The sequence below is a fragment of the Pauljensenia sp. 20925_1_27 genome, from assembly GCF_041432835.1.
GTDB lineage: Bacteria > Actinomycetota > Actinomycetes > Actinomycetales > Actinomycetaceae > Pauljensenia.
Window position 1 is genome coordinate 41,378 of the sequence record NZ_JAPWAH010000008.1, and the last position, 17,496, is coordinate 58,873.

The window sequence follows — 17,496 nt, forward strand, 5'->3', positions numbered from 1 at the left end:
ATACCGTTCCCAAAGGAGGACAGATGGACCTCACGTCGCAGCTGCGCGCTCTGTACGCGCCCGGCGTTGCCTACGAGATCGCGACCCCCGGCCAGCCCATCCCCGAGATGGTCCTGGAGGTTGCCTCGCGCTACCCGAAGCGCGCAGCCATCGACTTTTTCGCTCGCCAGCTCACGTACGCGGAGCTCGCCGATGAGATGCGCCGATGCGCCGGCGCCCTCCACCAGGCGGGTGTGCGCCCGGGTGATCGCGTCGCTCTTGTCATGCCGAATTGTCCGCAGCACGCGGTCGCCGTTCTCGGCACGATGCTGCTCGGCGCGGTCGTCGTCGAGCACAATCCCCTGGCACCCGCAGGCGAGTTGGAAGGCGAGTACGAGCGACACGGCGCACGCGTGACGATCGCGTGGTCCAAAGCCCTCGAGAAGCTCACCTTCCTCGGGCGCGGCCACACCACCTTCTCCATGGACCTGACGTCGGCGCTGCCCACGGCCTCGCGCCTGGCGCTGAAGCTGCCCGTGAAGGCGGCACGCGAGAAGCGCGAGCAGCTCACAAGCCCGCGTCCCGGCTGGGCACGCTCCTGGACGCGCGCAATGCGCTCGGCCACCCCCTGGCAGGGCAGCTGCCCGTGCTCCATGGATGACGTGGCTCTCCTTATCCACACGGGTGGAACGACGGGCGTCCCAAAGGCCGCCGCACTCACGCACGCCAACCTCATGGCCAATGTCGAAGAATCGATCGCGTGGGTACCGGTCCTCCACGAGGGGGCCGAGGTCTTCTACTGTATCCTTCCCCTGTTCCATGCCTTCGGCTTCACGATTGGCTTCCTGGCGGGCCTGCGTTTGGGTGCGACGATCGCGATGTTTCCGAAGTTCGACACGGCCCTGGTCCTGGCTGCCCAACGCCGCCTACCGTGCACGTTCTTCCTCGGCGTTCCCCCCATGTACGAGCGCCTCCTCAAGGCGGCCGAAGGCACAAACGTCGACCTGTCGTCGATCCGCTTCTCGCTGTCGGGAGCCATGCCTCTCTCGGCTGCACTTGCCGATCAGTGGGAACAAGCCACCGGCGGCCTCATGATCGAAGGCTACGGCATGACCGAGGCTTCCCCGATCATCCTTGGTTCTCCTCTCGCTTCCTCGCGCGCACGCGGAGCCCTGGGCATTCCCTACCCTTCCACTCAGGTCCGCATCGTCGATCCCGAAAACCCCTCGCGCGAGGTGGCCGATGGCGAGGTCGGCGAGCTCATCGCACGCGGCCCACAGGTGTTTTCCGGCTACTGGAACCAGGACGACGAGACCGCCGAAGTCTTCACGGCGGATGGCTGGCTACGCACCGGCGACCTCGTGCAGGTACGTGACGGCTTCATCTACATGGCTGACCGACGCAAGGAGATGATCAACTCCTCCGGCTTTAACGTCTACCCGACACAGGTGGAGAACGCCGTGCGTTCAATGCCGGGCGTTGTGGATGTTGCGGCAGTTGGTGTACCCGCTGGGGAGTCCGGTGAAGACGTCGTCGCAGCCGTCGTCCTCGAGGCAGGTGCCTCCGTCACCCTCGCAGACCTACGCAAATGGGCGGAAAAGTCCCTGGCCCACTATGCACTCCCCCGCCAGATCGTCGTCATGAGCGAGCTGCCCCGCTCGCAGCTGGGCAAGGTCATGCGCAAGAAGGTGCGCGAGCAGATCATGGGCGCTCAAGCAGCAGCCACGGATGCTGTTGTCGGCGCGCGCGAGGCCGTCGCAGGCGCGCGCGAGGCGATGAGCGAGAGGGTTGCCGAGGCACGCGACGCGGCCTCCGAGGCTGTCGCGGAGGCGCGCGAGGCCGTGGCCGACGCACGAGGCGCAATGTCCGAGGCTATGGCTGAGGCTCGTGAGTCCGTGTCTGAGAAGGTCGCCGGGGCACGAGAGACCGCCTCTGAGGCAATGGCCGGTGCGCGCGATTCTGTCGCCGAGGCAGTGGCAGGTGCACGCGAGTCTGTCTCCGAAGCTGTGGCGGGAGTGCGCGGATTGTCTACCGGCGATCAAGGATCGACGCCCACCGCCCGAGACGATACACCGAAACCAGGGGCTGATGAGACGACGAAGAAGTAGTTACCACGCGACGGCCCGCCGATGAGTAGTGCCCGGTCCTCGACGAGGACCGGGCACTACTCACGGATGAGAGTCAGTCGTCTCCGAGCAGTGTAGGTGTACCCGAGACCGCTCGCTTACGCGTTGACCGCGCCTTACGAGGCTTCTTCGCAGGGGCCGGCGCACACTGGGCGGCATCTTCCGCGGTCTCGGGGGCGCCGGCACCGGAAGCGGTGCTGCGCGAGCGCTCCCGCAGCGCGTGAATGGCCTGTTCGAAGTCGTCGAGGTTATCAAACTGGCGATAGACGGATGCGAAGCGCAGATATGCGACGACATCCAGATCGCGTAGGAACGGAAGGATCGCCTTTCCAACCTCGTCCGTCGACACGTTGGAGACCCCCGTCGAGCGCAGCTGCTCCTCCACCTGCTGAGCAAGAATTGCAAGCTGATCATCCGACACAGGCCGCCCCTGGCAGGCCTTTTTCACTCCCGACACCACCTTGTTACGGGAGAAGGACTCAACCACACCGGAGCGCTTGACGACCTGGAATGACGAGGTCTCAAGCGTCGTAAAACGCTTCTTGCAATGCGTGCACTCACGACGACGCCGAATCGAAGCGCCGTCGTCCGCGATGCGCGTATCGACGACGCGTGAATCCGGGTTATGACAGAAAGGGCAGTGCACCCTTCAACGGTACACGCAAAGACACCCGTCTGTCACAGGAGTCCCACGTGCCACCGTCAGCGAACAGGGACAATGATCCTCTGGCCAGGCTGCAGGGCACCGCGCACGTCGTTCATGCGTTCAATGTCGGCGACGACCTGCTCCAGCGGACGGTCCGTCTTCACGCCCTGGGCAAGCGACCACACAGAGTCACCGCTGACGACAGCCTTCGTGACGGTCGGACCATCGTATGCGTCCGGCTGAATGGCCAGACCAAGGGCACCAGCGCCAACCGACAGGACGAGCGTCGCCAGCACGCCAGCGAGCAAACCGCGACGCGACGACTGAGTCCGACGACGAGGAGCAGCAGGCGCGCGCAGGTACGAGGGATCATCAATGCGCTGAGCCTCAACACGACGACGTACAGAGGGGGCCGTAGAGATGTCACGAACAGTCGCGAGCGGCGCTTCCTCCATGACACGAAGCGGGGAGCGGCGCGCAGGGAACGAGACGGCAACCTTCCTCACAACGGGAACACTCATGAGAACCTCCAGAAACCTTAATCGAACATCTGTTCGTCGAACACCTGTACGATAGCATGTAATCCACACAATGTCGAGACCCGCTCGAACATATGTTTCATTTCGTCTGCGATCGTCATATCCTTGACGTATCCAGTGGACGACCACCCATGCACATCTGCGTCCACCCACAGGAGAGGCAGACCCCATGACCGAGCGACCGATCAGCGATCGCCACCGCGCGATCCTGCGTGTTATCAACGAAAAGTTGGCATCAAGCGGCTTTCCCCCATCTGTGCGCGAGATCGCATCCGCGGTTGGATTGGCATCACCGTCGACCGTGAAACACCACCTCGACGCCCTTGAAGCCGACGGGTACCTTGTGCGCGAACCCGGACTGCCGCGTGCCCTTGACCTCACGGATCGTGCACGCGACGAGCTCGGCATCACGCCCTCCTCACAGCCCTCTGAAAAGGTCGTTCGTATCGAAGTGCCCGTCTCCCACGTGGAGGAAGAAGGCACCGCTATCCCGCTCGTCGGTCGCATTGCCGCCGGTGCCCCCATCACTGCTGAGCAGCATGTGGAGGATGTGTTCCACCTTCCAACGTCCATGACTGGGCACGGCGACCTCTTCATGCTCGAGGTCAGCGGCGAGTCCATGGTCGATGCGGGTATCTTCGACGGCGACTACGTCGTTATCCGTTCTCAGAACGAGGCTCGCAACGGAGAGTTTGTCGCCGCCATGATCGACGGCGAGGCCACAGTCAAGGAACTGTCCGTCACGGGTGGCCACGTCTGGTTGCTCCCACACAACCCGGACTACTCCCCCATTCCTGGCGACGAGGCCACCATCCTCGGCAAGGTCGTGACCGTCATTCGTTCGCTCTGACGCACTGCAATAAAGAGTGGCGCCACCCAAGAGGGTGGCGCCACTCGCTATCTGTCGGTGAGGATCAGAAGCCCAGGTCGCGGGCAACCTGACGCAGGCGCTCGGCCGAGGCAGTCAGACCATCGCGCTCGTTGAGCGTGAGCGGCGGGTTGAGGACTCGTCCGGCACCGTCGCGGCCCACGATGGTCGGGGCGGCCATGACGACGTCCGAGATACCTTCCCAGTCCTCAAGCAGGGTCGAGATGGTCAGGACTCGCTGCTCGTCACGCAGGACAGCACCCGCGATATTCGCAGCAGACAGGCCGATCGCGTAGTTCGTCGCACCCTTGCCCTCAATGATCTTGTAGGCGCTCTGGACGACCTCCTGTGCAATGGAGTTGCGCAGAGCCGAGTCGAAGACACCACCGGACAGGGTCGGGCCCCACTGCGACAGCGGAACGTTGCCGATCTCAGCGCTGGACCACAGGGCGACCTCGGAGTCGCCGTGCTCGCCCGCCACGTACGCGTGGATGTTCTGGGTGGCAACGCCGGTCTCGCGCGAGACAAGGTAGCGCAGGCGGGAGGTGTCGAGCACCGTGCCCGAACCGAAGACCTGGTTGCGGGGCAGTCCCGTGAGCTTGAGCGCCACGTATGTGACGACGTCAACGGGGTTCGTGACGAACATGAAGCGGGCGTCAGGGGCCACGTTCTGCAGGTTCGGCACGATCTTCTTCATAAGGTTGACGGTCGAACCGGCCAGCTCAAGGCGCGACTGTCCGGGCTGCTGCTTCGCGCCAGCAGTCACGATGATCAGGTCGGAACCACGAACGATCTCAACGTCGTCGGAGCCCTCAATTGAGCCGGCGGGCGTGAACTGAATGCCGTGAGCCATATCAAGGGCCTCGGCCTCCACCTTCGCCTTATTGATGTCCTGGAGGACGATCGAGCGGGCATCGCCGCGCATCGCGCATGCATACGCGACAGCGGTACCAACCGCACCGGCGCCGATAATGGCGATCTTAGAGGGACGTCCGGAGGACTTTGACGGGTACAGGGTCTGGGCTTTATTTTCCACGAGTGTCTCCTAGAGTCTGCGGGCACGTCTATTCTCTCAGATGGAAGCCTCCCCGCGCCCGTTAACTGTGCGACGTTTTACACGCTCACGGGCTACTTACCCCTCGTGGTCGCTCCCCTGCGCGAGGCGACGCAGGGCACCACGAACGACCTGCGGATCCGTCGTCGGCCACATGGCAGGCAGGGAGCGCATGATGAAACTGCCATAGCGCTTCGTCACCACGCGTGGATCGAGGATCGCGACGACACCCCGGTCGTCGGTCGAGCGCAGAAGGCGCCCCACGCCCTGGGCCATCATGAGCGCCGCGTGCGTGAGAGAGACGGATACGAAGCCGTTGCCGCCACGGCGTTCCACGTCCATGGATCGGGCGCGGGACACGGGATCGTCGGGGCGCGGGAACGGAATCTTGTCGATGACGACGAGTCGACAGGCCTGCCCGGCGACGTCGACACCCTGCCACAGGGACATCGTGCCCACGAGGCAGGAGTCGCGTTCCTCCCGGAAGCGCTGGATCAGCTGAGCCAACGTTTCTTCGCCCTGCAGGTAGACGGTCAAGTCCGTACGCTCACGCAGGGCCTGCGCTCCGGCCATCGCCCCGCGCTTCGACGCGAAGAGGGCAAGCATCCCTCCGCCCGAGGCCTGCGCGAGTTCGACGAGCTCGTCGAGCAGTTCCTCGCAGGGACCGTCGCGCCCGGGCAGGGGCAAGTGGGTCGCCACGTAGCGGATGCCCTGGCGCGCATGGTCGAAGGGTGATCCCACATCGATGCCGTGCCAGGGCACGCCCGACACAGCCATGCCGGATTGCGCGGCCATGAAGTCGAAGTTCCCGCCGAGCGCGAGCGTCGCGGACGTGAGGATCGCGGGGCGCTCACCGATACCGGTTCCACCGATGGCTGCGGACACGTCAAGGGGCCCAACGGTGAGGCGCGCATTATCGGACTCATCCTTCGTGATGTAGGCGATCGACTGGTCGGGGTCCCTCCCCCACGCTTCGAGCGCCGCGATCAGCTCATCAATGGCGGCACGGGCTAAGAGTTTGGCGGCGGGCTCTCCCTGCGCGTCCGACACCTCGTGGCTGGCGCGCCGAGCCGCGCCATCGAGGACGACCATCGCGTCGATGAGGGCGCTCGGCCGGTATTCGAGGAGGCCCGCCTCCAGGGGAGCCAGAGCAGCGCCCAGCCCAGCCCCGGCCTCGTCGAGGTCCGTGGAATCGATCGAGAGATTCGAGCGCAGGGAGCGCGCCACGCGACTCACGCGGGCCACCGTCAGGTCGGCGGCCGCCTGGGAACGCACACGGTCGGCCAGCTCGTGGGCCTCGTCGATGACGACGGCGTCGTACTCGCCGAAGAGCTCGCCCTCCCCGCACGCGTTGATTCCGAACAACGAATGGTTCGTGACGACGACATCCGCGTCCGCGGCCTCCAGACGGGCCGCCTGCGCGAAACACTCGTCGATGAGCGGGCAATGCTTGCCCAGGCACTCGGGCTTTGCGACCGACGCGTGGTGCCAGGCCCGGTCCGAGACGCCGGGCACCAGATCGTCACGGTCCCCCGTCGTGGTGTCGCTGATCCACTCGCGGATGCGCAGGATCTCCTTGCCGAGTTCACCCGTCGGTCCAACGCTCATATCCCGGTCTTCAAAAAGAGTTCCCTCGGTGGGATACCCTCCGTCGAGCTTATGCAGGCACGCATAGTTCGACCAGCCCTTGAGCACCGCGACCTTCAGACGCGTCCCCGTCACGGAAGCGACCGCGTCAATAGCAACCGGCGCGTCCTTGACGAGAATCTGACGCTGCAGCGCGAGCGTGGCCGTCGAGACCACGCCTCGCACACCGCTCGTCGCACAGTATGTCAGCAGGGGCACCAGGTAGCCAAGCGACTTACCAGTGCCCGTTCCCGCCTGTACGAGGAGGTGGTGACGGTCCTCGAGCGCAGCGGCTCCTTCGGCGACCATCGAGGCCTGGCCCTCGCGCGCGGACCCGCCCATCTGGGCAACGACCGCATCGAGGACGCGACCCGAGGCCTCGACCAGGTCCTCGCTCACGAAGCGGTCACCGCCGCGTCGCCCACGGTGCCACCCACCGCCTCATGAGCAATGAGGGCGGCCAGGGCCTCGTCGACGCGCGCGACGATACGCGTGCCCGTCTCCACGTACTCCTCGCGCTCAACGTCGCCCTCCTCGTGGATCCGATGGACGAGGGAGCCCGCCGAATACGGCAGGATCGCGTCGACGGCCACCCGAGGCCGGGGCAGCATGTCCTCGAGGGCCACGCGCAGCGCGTCCACGCCCCAGCCCGTGTGAGCGCTGAGAGGGACGGCATTCGGAAAGACTGTGCGCAGCAGCGCAATCTGCTCGGGCGAGGCCAGATCGGCCTTATTCAGGGCGATAAGCTCGGGAATCTCCGAGGCACCCTCGATCGTGTCGATCACCGCACGCACGGCCTGCACCTGTGAGACCGGGTCCGGGTGCGCGGCATCCACGACGTGCAAGATGACGTCGGCCTGGCCGACCTCTTCCAGGGTCGAGCGGAAGGCCTCGACCAGCTGGGTGGGCAGGTTGCGCACGAAACCGACCGTATCGGTGAGGGTGTATTCGCGCCCGTCTGCGGCGCGCGCACGGCGCACCGTCGGGTCCAGCGTGGCGAACAGCGCGTCCTGGACGAGGACTCCCGCGTCCGTTAGACGATTGAGTAGCGTCGACTTGCCGGCGTTCGTGTACCCAGCGATGGCCACCGAGGGGACTCCCCCACGACGGCGAGAGTTGCGCTGCGTGCGTCGAGCGGGCTCCATGCGCGCGATATCCGCGCGGAGCTTCGCCATGCGCGTGCGGATGCGACGACGATCCAGCTCGATCTTGGTCTCACCGGGACCCCTGGAACCGATACCCGCGCCGCCGGCGACGCGGCCGCCAGCCTGACGGGACATCGACTCACCCCAGCCGCGCAGACGCGGCAGCAGGTACTCGAGCTGAGCCAGCTCCACCTGCGCCTTACCCTCACGGGACTTGGCGTGCTGGGCGAAAATGTCGAGGATCAGGGCCGTGCGGTCGACGACCTTGGCGTCAACGACGTCCTCCAGCCCGCGGCGCTGCGAGGGGGCCAGCTCCTCGTCGACGATGACGGTGTCGGCCTCAACGCTACGTACGATCTCGGCCAGCTCGCGGGCCTTGCCGGACCCCAGGTAGGTTGCGGGGTCGGGCTTCATGCGGCGCTGGATGATGCCGTCGAGGACGCGCGAACCGGCGGTCTCCGCGAGCGCGGCGAGCTCGCGCAGCGAGTTTTCGGCTTCCTCTTCGCTCTGCGTGGTGCGCAGGCCCACGAGCACGACCTTTTCGAGTCGCACCTGGCGGTATTCGACCTCGGAAATGTCCTCACGGTCGGAGGCACCGGTGTCGACGCGGCGCGTGCCCGCTCGAGCCTCGCGCTCAAGAGCACCCGCGTCCTGGGACGTGTCCTGACCCGTCGTCGATGCTAGCGCTGTTCCCGAGCGCGCGAGGATACGCGCGACAACGTCGTTGACGCGCTGGTCGCGCTCTTCTGTCGAAGAGTCCGCACCTGTGTGGGTCGTGTCCATAACCATCCTTTTTGTGGGGACTTCTAGTGTCGCACGCCCCGTCCTCATCTGCGCCGTCGCGCGCGGGCGCGATAGGCTTTCTTCCGTGGACGAACAGTATTTCACCGACTCTTCCCCAGCGACCGCCGACGAGGTCCGCACGATCGAGGTGAGCGCACGCGGCTTCGACCTGTCGATGCGCGTGTCGTCGCGCGTGTTTTCGGGTTCCAAGCTCGATCTGGGCACGCGTCAGCTCCTGGAGATCGCCCCGGACCTGCCCGAGGACGGGACTTTCCTGGACCTGGGGTGCGGGTGGGGCCCGATCGCCACGATCATGTCGTTGGAGTCCCCGAAGGCTGCCGTGTGGGCTGTGGACGTGAACTCTCGCGCGGTGGATCTGACGCAGCGCAACGCCCAGGCTAACGGTGCGTCCGCAGTGCGCGCGCTGAAGGCCGAGGAGGCGCTCGCCTCGTCTCAGGAGTCGGATACCCGATTCGACGTCATCTGGTCGAACCCGCCCGTGCGCATCGGCAAGGATGCGATGCACGAGATGCTCCTGGCGTGGCTGTCTCGCCTCGCGCCAAGCGGCGTCGCCTACCTCGTCGTCCAGCGCAACCTGGGCGCCGATTCGCTCATCGCATGGCTGAACGGGCAGGGGTATCAGGCCTCGAAGTACGCGTCCAAGAAGGGCTTCCGCATCATCGAGGTCCGTCCCGCCTAACGTCCTGCGTTCGGTCGACGAGGCCGGGGCCGCCTCGCGCTCTCCAGCACCGTTTCCTCGGAGGCTGGTTCAGGGCAGGCGGATCTCGGCGACTCGCGTCGCGGGTCCCGTGAGGAACACCGAGGCGTCCGTGATGCGGGGGCTCTCCCCCGTCCAGTCGATGACTCCGTCGAGGCCGACGATGACCGTTCCACCCGGGATGTCGACGACCCACTGGGTGGGCGCTTCAGGTCCACGACGCAGGGCGGTGGCAAGGGCCGCCGCGCAACACCCGGTGCCGCACGCCTGGGTCTCTCCCACACCGCGCTCCAGCACGCGCATCGCGATATGTCCGCGCGTCGCACCGGGTTCCGTCAGGTCGACGACCAGCTCGAGATTCGTGCCTGCTTCTGGCTCCGGATCGTAGGAGGGACGCTGGGCCTGCGGGATCTGCGAGACGTCCACGGTGGGCAGGAACACGCCGCGCAGGGTCTCCTCGTCGGTAAGCTCGACAACCGTGTGCGGGTTGGGCATGTCCACCCAGATACCCCGCAGGACAGCGTCGATCCCGGGAACGCGCACCTCGATTGTTTCACGTGCAGGAGAGGCAGCGGGCCCCATGTCGACGCGGTAACTCGCGCCGCGCCCCTCATCCTCGGACTCCGGGGTGACGCGCTTGATGCCGCCGCGCGTAGCCACGTCCAGGGTCTGGCCCACCGGCAGATCGACGAGGCCCTCGCGGCGCAGGTGATCGACGAAGACGCGCACGCCGTTGCCGCACATCTCAGCCTTCGAGCCATCCGCGTTGCGGTAATCCATGAACCACATTCCGTCGCGCTCGACGGCCCGAATGAAGCCGTCGGCACCAATCCCGAAAGCCGGCGAGCACAGCGTCGCGACCTCGACCTCGCTGGGATCGTAATCGTCGAAGCGATCCGTGGCGACGACGAAGGAATTACCGGCACCGTGCGCCTTGACGACGCGGGCGTGAGCGGGCAGCTGCGTGTGTGTCATGGATCCACCGTAGCCCCCGGCTCCCGGGCGCGCAGCCACCGACCGTGTTACGAGCGTCCCAGGGCGGCCTCTGCCTCGCGCTGCGTCAGCTCGACAACCCTGCTCACCAGGGCCTCGTTCGAGTCGAACTCCCCCACGTCCAGCCAATGCACGCGAGGGTCCGGACGCAGCCATTTGACCTGGCGGCGCGCGAGCTGCCGGGTGGCAAGCGCGATGGATTCCACGGCCTCGTCCTCACTCATCTGCCCATCGATGACAGCGAGCGCCTGGGAGTAGCCCGTCGCACGGGACGCCGTCTTCGCCTCCCGCAGGCCAACGTCGATGAGCGCGCGCACCTCCTCGATGAGCCCGCCGTCCATCATGGCGCGCGTACGCACCGCGATACGCTCGTCGAGCTCCTCCATCGGGCGACGCAGCGCCACCATGAGCGCTGGAGCCACGAACTCGTGGCGCGGCATGGACGCCGAATAGGGGCACCCGGTCAGCTCGATGACCTCGAGCGCCCGAATGATCCGACGGGCGTTGTGCGGGTCGATACGCTGCGCCGACACCGGGTCCAGCTGACAGAGTCGATCATGGAGGCCCCGCGAGCCCATCGGCCCCTCAGCTTCTTCTTCGAGGCGGGCGCGCACGGCCGGGTCCGTACCCGGGAACTCGATGACATCCAGGAGGGCGCGCTGGTACAGGCCGGAGCCTCCCGCGACCACGGCGACACCCCCGCGCTCGTGAATGCCCGCCACGTCGACGCGCGCATGCCTCTGATAAGCGGCAACCGAGGCCTCGTCGCGCACGTCAAGCACATCGATCTGGTGGTGGGCGATTCCCCGGCGCTCCTCCACCGGGGTCTTCGCCGTTCCCACGTCCATGCCGCGGTAGAGCTGCAGGGCATCCGCGGAGACGATCTCACCCTCGCCGCTCGCACCCAGCGCACCCGGAAGCACGCCGGCCAGCGCCAGGGCCAGATCCGATTTGCCCGAGGCCGTGGGCCCCACAACCGCGCACACGACGTCCGACGCGCGCCTCACCGATGTCTCCATGGCCACCAGTGTACGGGTGCCTCCCACAGATACCACCCAACAACGGCTAGGCTTAAGACCATGAGCACAACTGACACTCCCCCGGTCACCCTCGACCGGGTCATCGAAGCGGTCGAGGCCGTCGGACTCATTCCGTTCATCTCCTTCACCGGGCAGGTCGCCGCGATCTTGCCGAACCGCACCGTCCGCATCGCGGTGCCCGAGGGCCACCCGGTTCAGGGAGTCGCGGACTACCCACGATTCTTCGACCCCTCGCACGCCGACGCCATTGCTTCCGCAGTGCGCCGCCTGAACGCGTCCACCTACCTGCCGAAGATCACCTCCGGCACGACCGAGACCGGTGCCATCGCCCTGCACCTGCAGCACACCTTCAACTGGGTCGTGGGCGCCACCGACGCACAGGTGCACGCCGAGGTCTCCCAGTTCATCATGGCCGCTGTCGCCATGATGAACCAGCTCGACATCATGTTCCCCGACCAGTGGACGAAGGAGGGCGCCAATGCCTGAATGGAAGAGCTTCACCTTTGGTGATGACGGCGAGGCCAAGCCCGAGGCTATGCCCGCCCCCGCCACCCCCTCCCCCGCGATGGAAGCCGACGAATACGCCGCCAAGTGGGGCACCGAGGTGTCCGAGCTGACGATCGAACGCATCGAGAAGGTGCTTGAGGGCGACGGTCTGCCGCACGGCTCGAACGAGTTCATCGCCGTCACCCAGCTGGAGGACGTGCAGTTCCAGATTCATCGCGAACCCGTCGACGCCCCCTGGGCGCAAATCGAGACACGCATCGCGGTGCCCGGCGAGGGCCATACTGAGGTCTCGCTGCAGGAGAAGGCGAACGAATGGAACAACGCCCACCTGCAGCCGACGGTCTTCCCCATCGAAGACGGTGACGGCTGGGTCCTCATGGCTGCGTCGCGTTTCTTCGTCGGCGAGGGCCTGTCGGACCGCCAGATCCACGCGATGCTTCGCCGCGGCCTGATTATCGGTCTGTCGGCCGCTCAGGAAATCCCCGCGCTCTTCGCGCACGGCTCCGACGAGTAAACCCACTCCTCTGGCCACATACATGGTGCCCCGCTCCTCCAGCTGGAGGAGCGGGGCACTCTCGGTGGAGTGTGCGCCGACTACATGCGAAGGCGCGGCAGGCACCGCGTGCGCGGGAAAACCACGGGTCGCATAGGGGGGCTCGAATCGACCCGCACTACCGAGAGTGCTCCCGCATGCCGATCGCCTCATCATCGTGACGATCGCCACGAAACAAAAGTAACTCAGGAGTAGCGCGTCACACATTCGTTTGGGGGCGACGTTTTCCCATTTTTCGTTTGTGCGACCGATCAAATGTGCAGTATCGTCTGCGCAGAGTTTCCGGTCACGCGTGGGCCTCTCCGGACACATGCCCGAAGAGGCCCACATTAGTGCAGGTCAGCGTCAGCGCGGGGCACCCACGCGCAGCGTGGGAATGCCCAGAGACACCGTGGTGTCCGGCTCATCCTTAGCCTGACGGGCCTCCCACGCGTCCCCAGCGCGCGTACGACGCACCTCGAACAGACCACCCTGCGTGCCCGAGTCTGCAATCAGGTGGTGAGGCGCCCCATACGTGACGGTCGCGCGGATCATGTCACCCGGACGAGGGCGATCGGCCTCGGACAGCCCCTGCGGCAGAGCGACGTGCACGAGGCGATTGTCGCGCGCGCGGCCCGAGATGCGGTGCGTGGCGCCGTCCTTACGGCCATCACCCTCGGAAACGAGAACCTCAACCTCGGTCCCGGCCAACGCGGCGTTGTCCTCGGCGCAGATGCGTTCCTGAAGCTTAATCAGGCGCTGATAGCGCTCGAGCGCCACGTCGTCAGGCACCTGATCCTCGCGATCCGCGGCGGGCGTGCCCGGCCGCGGGGAATACAGGAACGTGAAAGCCGAGGAGAAGCGTGCCTGCTCGACGACATCAAGGGTTGCCTGGAAGTCCTCTTCGGTCTCCCCCGGGAAGCCAACGATGATGTCCGTCGTGATGGCGGCGTGCGGGATAGCTGCGCGCACACGCTCGAGGATGCCCATGAAACGTTCGCGGCGGTAGGAGCGGCGCATCTGACGCAGGACCGCATCGGACCCGGACTGCAGGGGCATGTGCAGGCTCGGCATGACCGTGGGAGTTTCCGCCATCGCAGCAATCACATCGTCGGTGAAAGCGGCCGGATGGGGCGAGGTGAAGCGCACGCGCTCAATCCCCTCCACGCGCCCAACGGCGCGCAGCAGGTCTGCGAATGCGCCGCGCTCGCCGAAGCCCACGCCGTAGGAGTTCACGTTCTGACCCAGCAGGGTCACCTCGATGGCTCCCTGCGAGGCGACGGCCTCAACCTCGGCGAGGATATCGCCGGGTCGACGGTCGCGTTCCTTACCCCGCAGATGCGGGACGATGCAGAACGTGCAGGTATTGTTGCAACCCACCGAGATCGACACCCAGGCGGCATAGGCGCTCTCGCGGTGCGTGGGCAGCGTCGAGGGAAAGACCTTCAGGGACTCCTCGATCTCAACGGCCGCCTCACGGTTGTGCTCGGCGCGGCGCAGCAGAGCGGGGAGGACGTCGATGTTGTGCGTCCCGAAGACGGCATCCACCCACGGGGCCTTCTCAACGATGCCGTCTCGCATCTGCTGGGCGAGGCAACCCCCGACCGCGATCTGCATTCCGGGACGCTTGCGCTTCACGGCGGCGAGCTGCCCGAGGTTGCCAAAGAGACGGGTCGCGGCATTTTCGCGGACGGAACAGGTATTGATCACGATGACATCGGCACCCATGTCCCCCGCATCGGTCGCGCGAGCGGCTGCCTCGGGGACCTGCTCGACGGGGACAAGGCCGGCCTGCTCCAGCAGACCCGCCATGCGTTCTGAGTCATGTTCGTTCATCTGGCAGCCGAGCGTGCGCACCGCGTAGGTGCGGGGCGTAGCAGCGCCATCCTGCGTCATCGTATTCATCGCAGTGAAGTTTAGTCGCCCGCCTGCGCACCGGCGCAGTCGAGCACGTCACGCACGAGAACAAGAGCTGCGTCAATGGCACCCGCGCGCACCGCCGCACGATCACCCTCAAGGTGCAAGAGTCGATGCTCCTCCCCCGCCGGGTGCGCGCAGGCGATGTGAACAGTACCGGCGGGGAAACCGTCGGCGGGGCCCGGACCAGCGACCCCGGTCGTCGATAAGCCAATGTCTGCGTGGAACAGCTCGCGCGCCCCTCGGGCCATCTGGCGAGCAACCTGCTCATCCACCGGACCCGTCAACGCCAACTGGCTCTCCGAGACCCCCAACACCGAGGCCTTGGTATCGACCGCGTAGGTGCACGCACCCCCGCGCACGACGTGAGAGGCGCCGGGTACGTCCACGAGGCGCGCGACGAGGCCTCCCCCCGTCAGCGATTCTGCCGTCGCGATCGTCAGGCCGCGCTGCGTCAGATCCGCTATCAGGTCGGCAAGCACCTCATCACTTACTGCGGTCACAGTCCCCACTGCCAGGCCTCCTCAGCGCCACTCTCCTCGTCGCCCCACGTGTCGAGGGCGTCGCGCACGGCCGCAGACGCGACAGACGGCGAATACCCCTTGCGTGCGAGCATGGAACTCAGTCTACGGTAAGCCGTCTCGCGCGGAACGCCCGCGAGGGAGCGCCTTTTGCGGGCCACCAGCTGAGCAGCACGCTCGGCCTCGTCATCACGATCGATCTGGGACAGCGCGTGCTCGATCGTCGAAGAGTCCAACCCCTTGCGTACGAGAACCTCGCGCAGCGCGCGGCCCGAGGCACCCGTGCCGGAAAAACGCGAGCGAACAAGCGCATCGGCGTAGGCCTGATCGTCGACGAGGCCAACGGCCTCAAGACGGTCGACGACGCGGGCGGCGATCTCGGCGCTGAAGCCTCGCCCTTCGATCGCGGTGGTCAACTCCGAGCGGGAACATGCGCGTGCGTCTAGCTTGCGCAGGGCGACCTCGCGCGCGGCCTCGATCGCCGCTGTGCCCGTCAGGGCCGCATTGCGTTCGCGGGCGCGCGCGAGCCTCTCGCCCGGGGAGGAACGCCGACGACGCTCCTCCCCCAGCTCGGGATTATCTTCGGGATCCAGGTAGCGGACCACGGCTCAGAAGCCCGCGTCCTCATCAGGATCAATGTCGGGCACTTCCTGAGACGCCTGGTCCGGGTCCGGGGCCTCGCCGATGCCCAGCAACACGAGGATCTTCTGCTCGATCTCGTTGGCCAGCTCCGGATTGTCGACAAGGAACTGACGCACGTTCTCCTTACCCTGACCGAGCTGGTCATCCCCGTAGGTGAACCAGGAGCCGGACTTACGCACGATGCCGGCCTCGACGCCCATGTCAATGATCGAGCCCTCGCGCGAGATGCCCTTGCCGTAGACGATGTCGAACTCGGCCTGCTTGAAGGGCGGGGCCATCTTGTTCTTCACGACCTTGGCGCGCGTGCGGTTTCCAACGGGCGCACCGGCTTCCTTGAGGGTCTCGATGCGGCGCACGTCGATGCGCACCGACGCGTAGAACTTCAGCGCCTTACCACCCGTCGTGGTCTCCGGGGAACCGAAGAAGACGCCGATCTTTTCACGCAGCTGGTTGATGAAGATCGCGGTGGTGCCGGTCGCGGACAGGGCGCCCGTGATCTTACGCAGAGCCTGGCTCATGAGTCGAGCCTGCAGGCCCACGTGAGAGTCGCCCATCTCACCCTCGATTTCCGCCTTGGGCACGAGTGCCGCGACGGAGTCGATGACGATGATGTCGATGCCGCCCGAGCGGATCAGCATGTCAGCGATCTCGAGGGCCTGCTCACCCGTATCGGGCTGGGAGACCAGGAGGGAGTCGGTGTCGACGCCCAGGGCACGCGCATAAACGGGATCGAGGGCATGCTCCGCGTCGATGAAGGCAGCGTTGCCACCGGCCTTCTGGGCGTTGGCGACGGCATGGAGGGCGACCGTGGTCTTACCGGAGGACTCGGGGCCGTAGACCTCGATGACTCGTCCGCGCGGGAGGCCACCGATGCCGAGAGCGACGTCGAGAGCGAGGGAACCCGTGGGGATCACCTGGACTGGCGGACGATTATCGTCGCCGAGGCGCATGACGGAGCCCTTACCGAACTGCTTATCGATCTGCGACAGGGCGACTTCGAGTGCCTTATTGCGATCATTGGTCGCGGGCTTTGCGGCGGGTGCTTTACGGGCAGCCATGGTGATCCTTTCGTCTGCGGCCTCTCCGGCCTGCGGGTGTCCTGGCCTGGGATGCCGCCCCTCTCCGAGGCGACATGACGAGTATGCGACCGGCCATCGTCATCTGCGTCCCGCGCGCGCCTCCCCTGTGGATGACACGCGTCGGAACATCGTCGCCCACAAGCTTAAATGGAACACATGTTCGATTGTCGATCGACACGCCGCAGACGAGCCAGACGGGCGTCGATCACAGGAACGTCAGCCCGCTCAGCGCCCCCGCTCGCGCGGATCGACGCGATGGATCCAGCGCGCATCCTCGCGCCCAGTTTCCTCGCACAGCCTTGCCCACACCTCGTCCGGATTGATGCCGGCAGCTAGTGCGTCACGCGCGGTCGCCCCCAGCGACGCGAGATACAGGTCGGAAACATACGAGCGGCCGAGGGCCGACCCGAAGGTCGCCTCGACCGCCTCGTAAAACTCAGAGTGCTTCACGCGTCAGGAAATCAGCGTGACGGGCACGATCTCATCGGGCACTGCGTCCGGAACGACTGCGCCATCGATGATCGCCATGCGCTCAGAGACCTCGCGCAGGACAAACCAGAGCGGGACACGCAGGGCCGAGGTAATGGCCTCAAGCAGTTCGGAAGATGCTTCCTTCTGGCCGCGCTCAACCTCGGACAGATAACCGAGGGAGACCTGCGCCTCCGAGGAGACTTCGCGCAGGGTACGACCCTGGCGCTGGCGGATGCCGCGCAGGACATCGCCCAGTTCGCTGCGCAGCAGCGGGGTTTCGCTCAGTGTCTTTTCCATAGTGTTACTGTAG

Annotated in this window: 18 protein-coding genes; 5 read left to right on the forward strand and 13 right to left on the reverse strand. The window is 66.0% G+C overall.

Going from position 1 to position 17,496, the window contains the following annotated elements; genetic code table 11:
* Positions 1 to 23 precede the first annotated feature (23 nt).
* On the forward strand, positions 24 to 2,087 hold the full coding sequence (locus O3684_RS06085; RefSeq protein ID WP_500065659.1) for an AMP-binding protein: 2,064 nt from the start codon (positions 24 to 26) through the stop codon (positions 2,085 to 2,087).
* Between the two features lie 73 nt (positions 2,088 to 2,160).
* Here O3684_RS06085 and nrdR read toward each other — a convergent pair whose 3' ends face one another.
* Both nrdR and O3684_RS06095 read right to left on the reverse strand, forming a co-directional pair.
* On the reverse strand, positions 2,161 to 2,751 hold the full coding sequence (gene nrdR, locus O3684_RS06090) for a transcriptional regulator NrdR (protein WP_500065660.1): 591 nt from the start codon (positions 2,749 to 2,751) through the stop codon (positions 2,161 to 2,163).
* A 56-nt stretch (positions 2,752 to 2,807) separates the two neighbouring features.
* On the reverse strand, positions 2,808 to 3,272 hold the full coding sequence (locus O3684_RS06095) for a LysM peptidoglycan-binding domain-containing protein (RefSeq protein WP_500065661.1): 465 nt from the start codon (positions 3,270 to 3,272) through the stop codon (positions 2,808 to 2,810).
* Between the two features lie 187 nt (positions 3,273 to 3,459).
* On the opposite strand from O3684_RS06095, the gene lexA reads away from it, so the two are divergent.
* The gene (lexA, locus tag O3684_RS06100) at positions 3,460 to 4,140 is read left to right on the forward strand and encodes a transcriptional repressor LexA (RefSeq protein WP_500065663.1); all 681 of its coding nucleotides are present in this window, start codon (positions 3,460 to 3,462) and stop codon (positions 4,138 to 4,140) included.
* Between the two features lie 64 nt (positions 4,141 to 4,204).
* Here the strand turns inward: lexA and O3684_RS06105 are convergent, their stop codons facing one another.
* The 3 genes from O3684_RS06105 to hflX form a co-directional block, all read right to left on the reverse strand.
* Positions 4,205 to 5,194: an L-lactate dehydrogenase gene (locus O3684_RS06105; RefSeq protein WP_500062452.1), complete on the reverse strand. Its 990-nt coding sequence runs from the start codon at positions 5,192 to 5,194 to the stop codon at positions 4,205 to 4,207.
* Positions 5,195 to 5,290: 96 nt separating this feature from the next.
* The gene (locus tag O3684_RS06110) at positions 5,291 to 7,237 is read right to left on the reverse strand and encodes an ATP-dependent DNA helicase (protein WP_500065665.1); all 1,947 of its coding nucleotides are present in this window, start codon (positions 7,235 to 7,237) and stop codon (positions 5,291 to 5,293) included.
* Positions 7,234 to 8,766 (reverse strand): GTPase HflX, encoded by a 1,533-nt coding sequence (gene hflX / locus O3684_RS06115; protein ID WP_500065667.1) that lies wholly within the window; start codon positions 8,764 to 8,766, stop codon positions 7,234 to 7,236. Before hflX ends, O3684_RS06110 begins: the two co-directional genes overlap by 4 nt.
* Positions 8,767 to 8,851: 85 nt before the next feature.
* On the opposite strand from hflX, the gene O3684_RS06120 reads away from it, so the two are divergent.
* Positions 8,852 to 9,466, forward strand: a complete 615-nt coding sequence (locus O3684_RS06120; protein WP_500065729.1) for a class I SAM-dependent methyltransferase — start codon at positions 8,852 to 8,854, stop codon at positions 9,464 to 9,466.
* Positions 9,467 to 9,535: 69 nt separating this feature from the next.
* Here the strand turns inward: O3684_RS06120 and dapF are convergent, their stop codons facing one another.
* Both dapF and miaA read right to left on the reverse strand, forming a co-directional pair.
* Entirely contained in the window at positions 9,536 to 10,459 is a 924-nt protein-coding gene (dapF, locus tag O3684_RS06125; RefSeq protein WP_500065669.1) for a diaminopimelate epimerase, read from the reverse strand.
* Between the two features lie 47 nt (positions 10,460 to 10,506).
* On the reverse strand, positions 10,507 to 11,496 hold the full coding sequence (miaA, locus tag O3684_RS06130; RefSeq protein ID WP_500065671.1) for a tRNA (adenosine(37)-N6)-dimethylallyltransferase MiaA: 990 nt from the start codon (positions 11,494 to 11,496) through the stop codon (positions 10,507 to 10,509).
* 60 nt (positions 11,497 to 11,556) lie between these two features.
* Between miaA and O3684_RS06135 the strand changes: the two genes are divergently transcribed.
* Positions 11,557 to 12,003 carry a histidine kinase gene (locus O3684_RS06135; RefSeq protein WP_500065673.1) on the forward strand — a complete coding sequence of 149 codons (447 nt, stop codon included), beginning with the start codon at positions 11,557 to 11,559 and terminating at the stop codon, positions 12,001 to 12,003.
* Positions 11,996 to 12,538 (forward strand): YbjN domain-containing protein, encoded by a 543-nt coding sequence (locus tag O3684_RS06140; protein WP_016461921.1) that lies wholly within the window; start codon positions 11,996 to 11,998, stop codon positions 12,536 to 12,538. The genes O3684_RS06135 and O3684_RS06140 overlap by 8 nt, the downstream gene beginning before the upstream one ends.
* Positions 12,539 to 12,922: 384 nt before the next feature.
* On the opposite strand, the gene miaB is transcribed toward O3684_RS06140, so the two are convergent.
* The 6 genes from miaB to O3684_RS06170 form a co-directional block, all read right to left on the reverse strand.
* Positions 12,923 to 14,461 (reverse strand): tRNA (N6-isopentenyl adenosine(37)-C2)-methylthiotransferase MiaB, encoded by a 1,539-nt coding sequence (miaB, locus tag O3684_RS06145; protein WP_500065676.1) that lies wholly within the window; start codon positions 14,459 to 14,461, stop codon positions 12,923 to 12,925.
* An 11-nt stretch (positions 14,462 to 14,472) separates the two neighbouring features.
* Complete coding sequence (locus O3684_RS06150; RefSeq protein WP_500065678.1) at positions 14,473 to 14,985, reverse strand: CinA family protein; 513 nt, start codon at positions 14,983 to 14,985, stop codon at positions 14,473 to 14,475.
* Positions 14,973 to 15,599 (reverse strand): regulatory protein RecX, encoded by a 627-nt coding sequence (locus O3684_RS06155; RefSeq protein WP_500065680.1) that lies wholly within the window; start codon positions 15,597 to 15,599, stop codon positions 14,973 to 14,975. The genes O3684_RS06150 and O3684_RS06155 overlap by 13 nt, the downstream gene beginning before the upstream one ends.
* 3 nt (positions 15,600 to 15,602) lie before the next feature.
* Positions 15,603 to 16,694, reverse strand: coding sequence for a recombinase RecA (gene recA / locus O3684_RS06160; protein WP_500065682.1), 1,092 nt, complete (start codon positions 16,692 to 16,694; stop codon positions 15,603 to 15,605).
* A gap of 246 nt (positions 16,695 to 16,940) precedes the next feature.
* Entirely contained in the window at positions 16,941 to 17,165 is a 225-nt protein-coding gene (locus tag O3684_RS06165; RefSeq protein WP_500065684.1) for a DUF3046 domain-containing protein, read from the reverse strand.
* A 3-nt stretch (positions 17,166 to 17,168) separates the two neighbouring features.
* On the reverse strand, positions 17,169 to 17,483 hold the full coding sequence (locus O3684_RS06170; protein WP_034475698.1) for a helix-turn-helix domain-containing protein: 315 nt from the start codon (positions 17,481 to 17,483) through the stop codon (positions 17,169 to 17,171).
* Between the last annotated feature and the right edge of the window lie 13 nt (positions 17,484 to 17,496).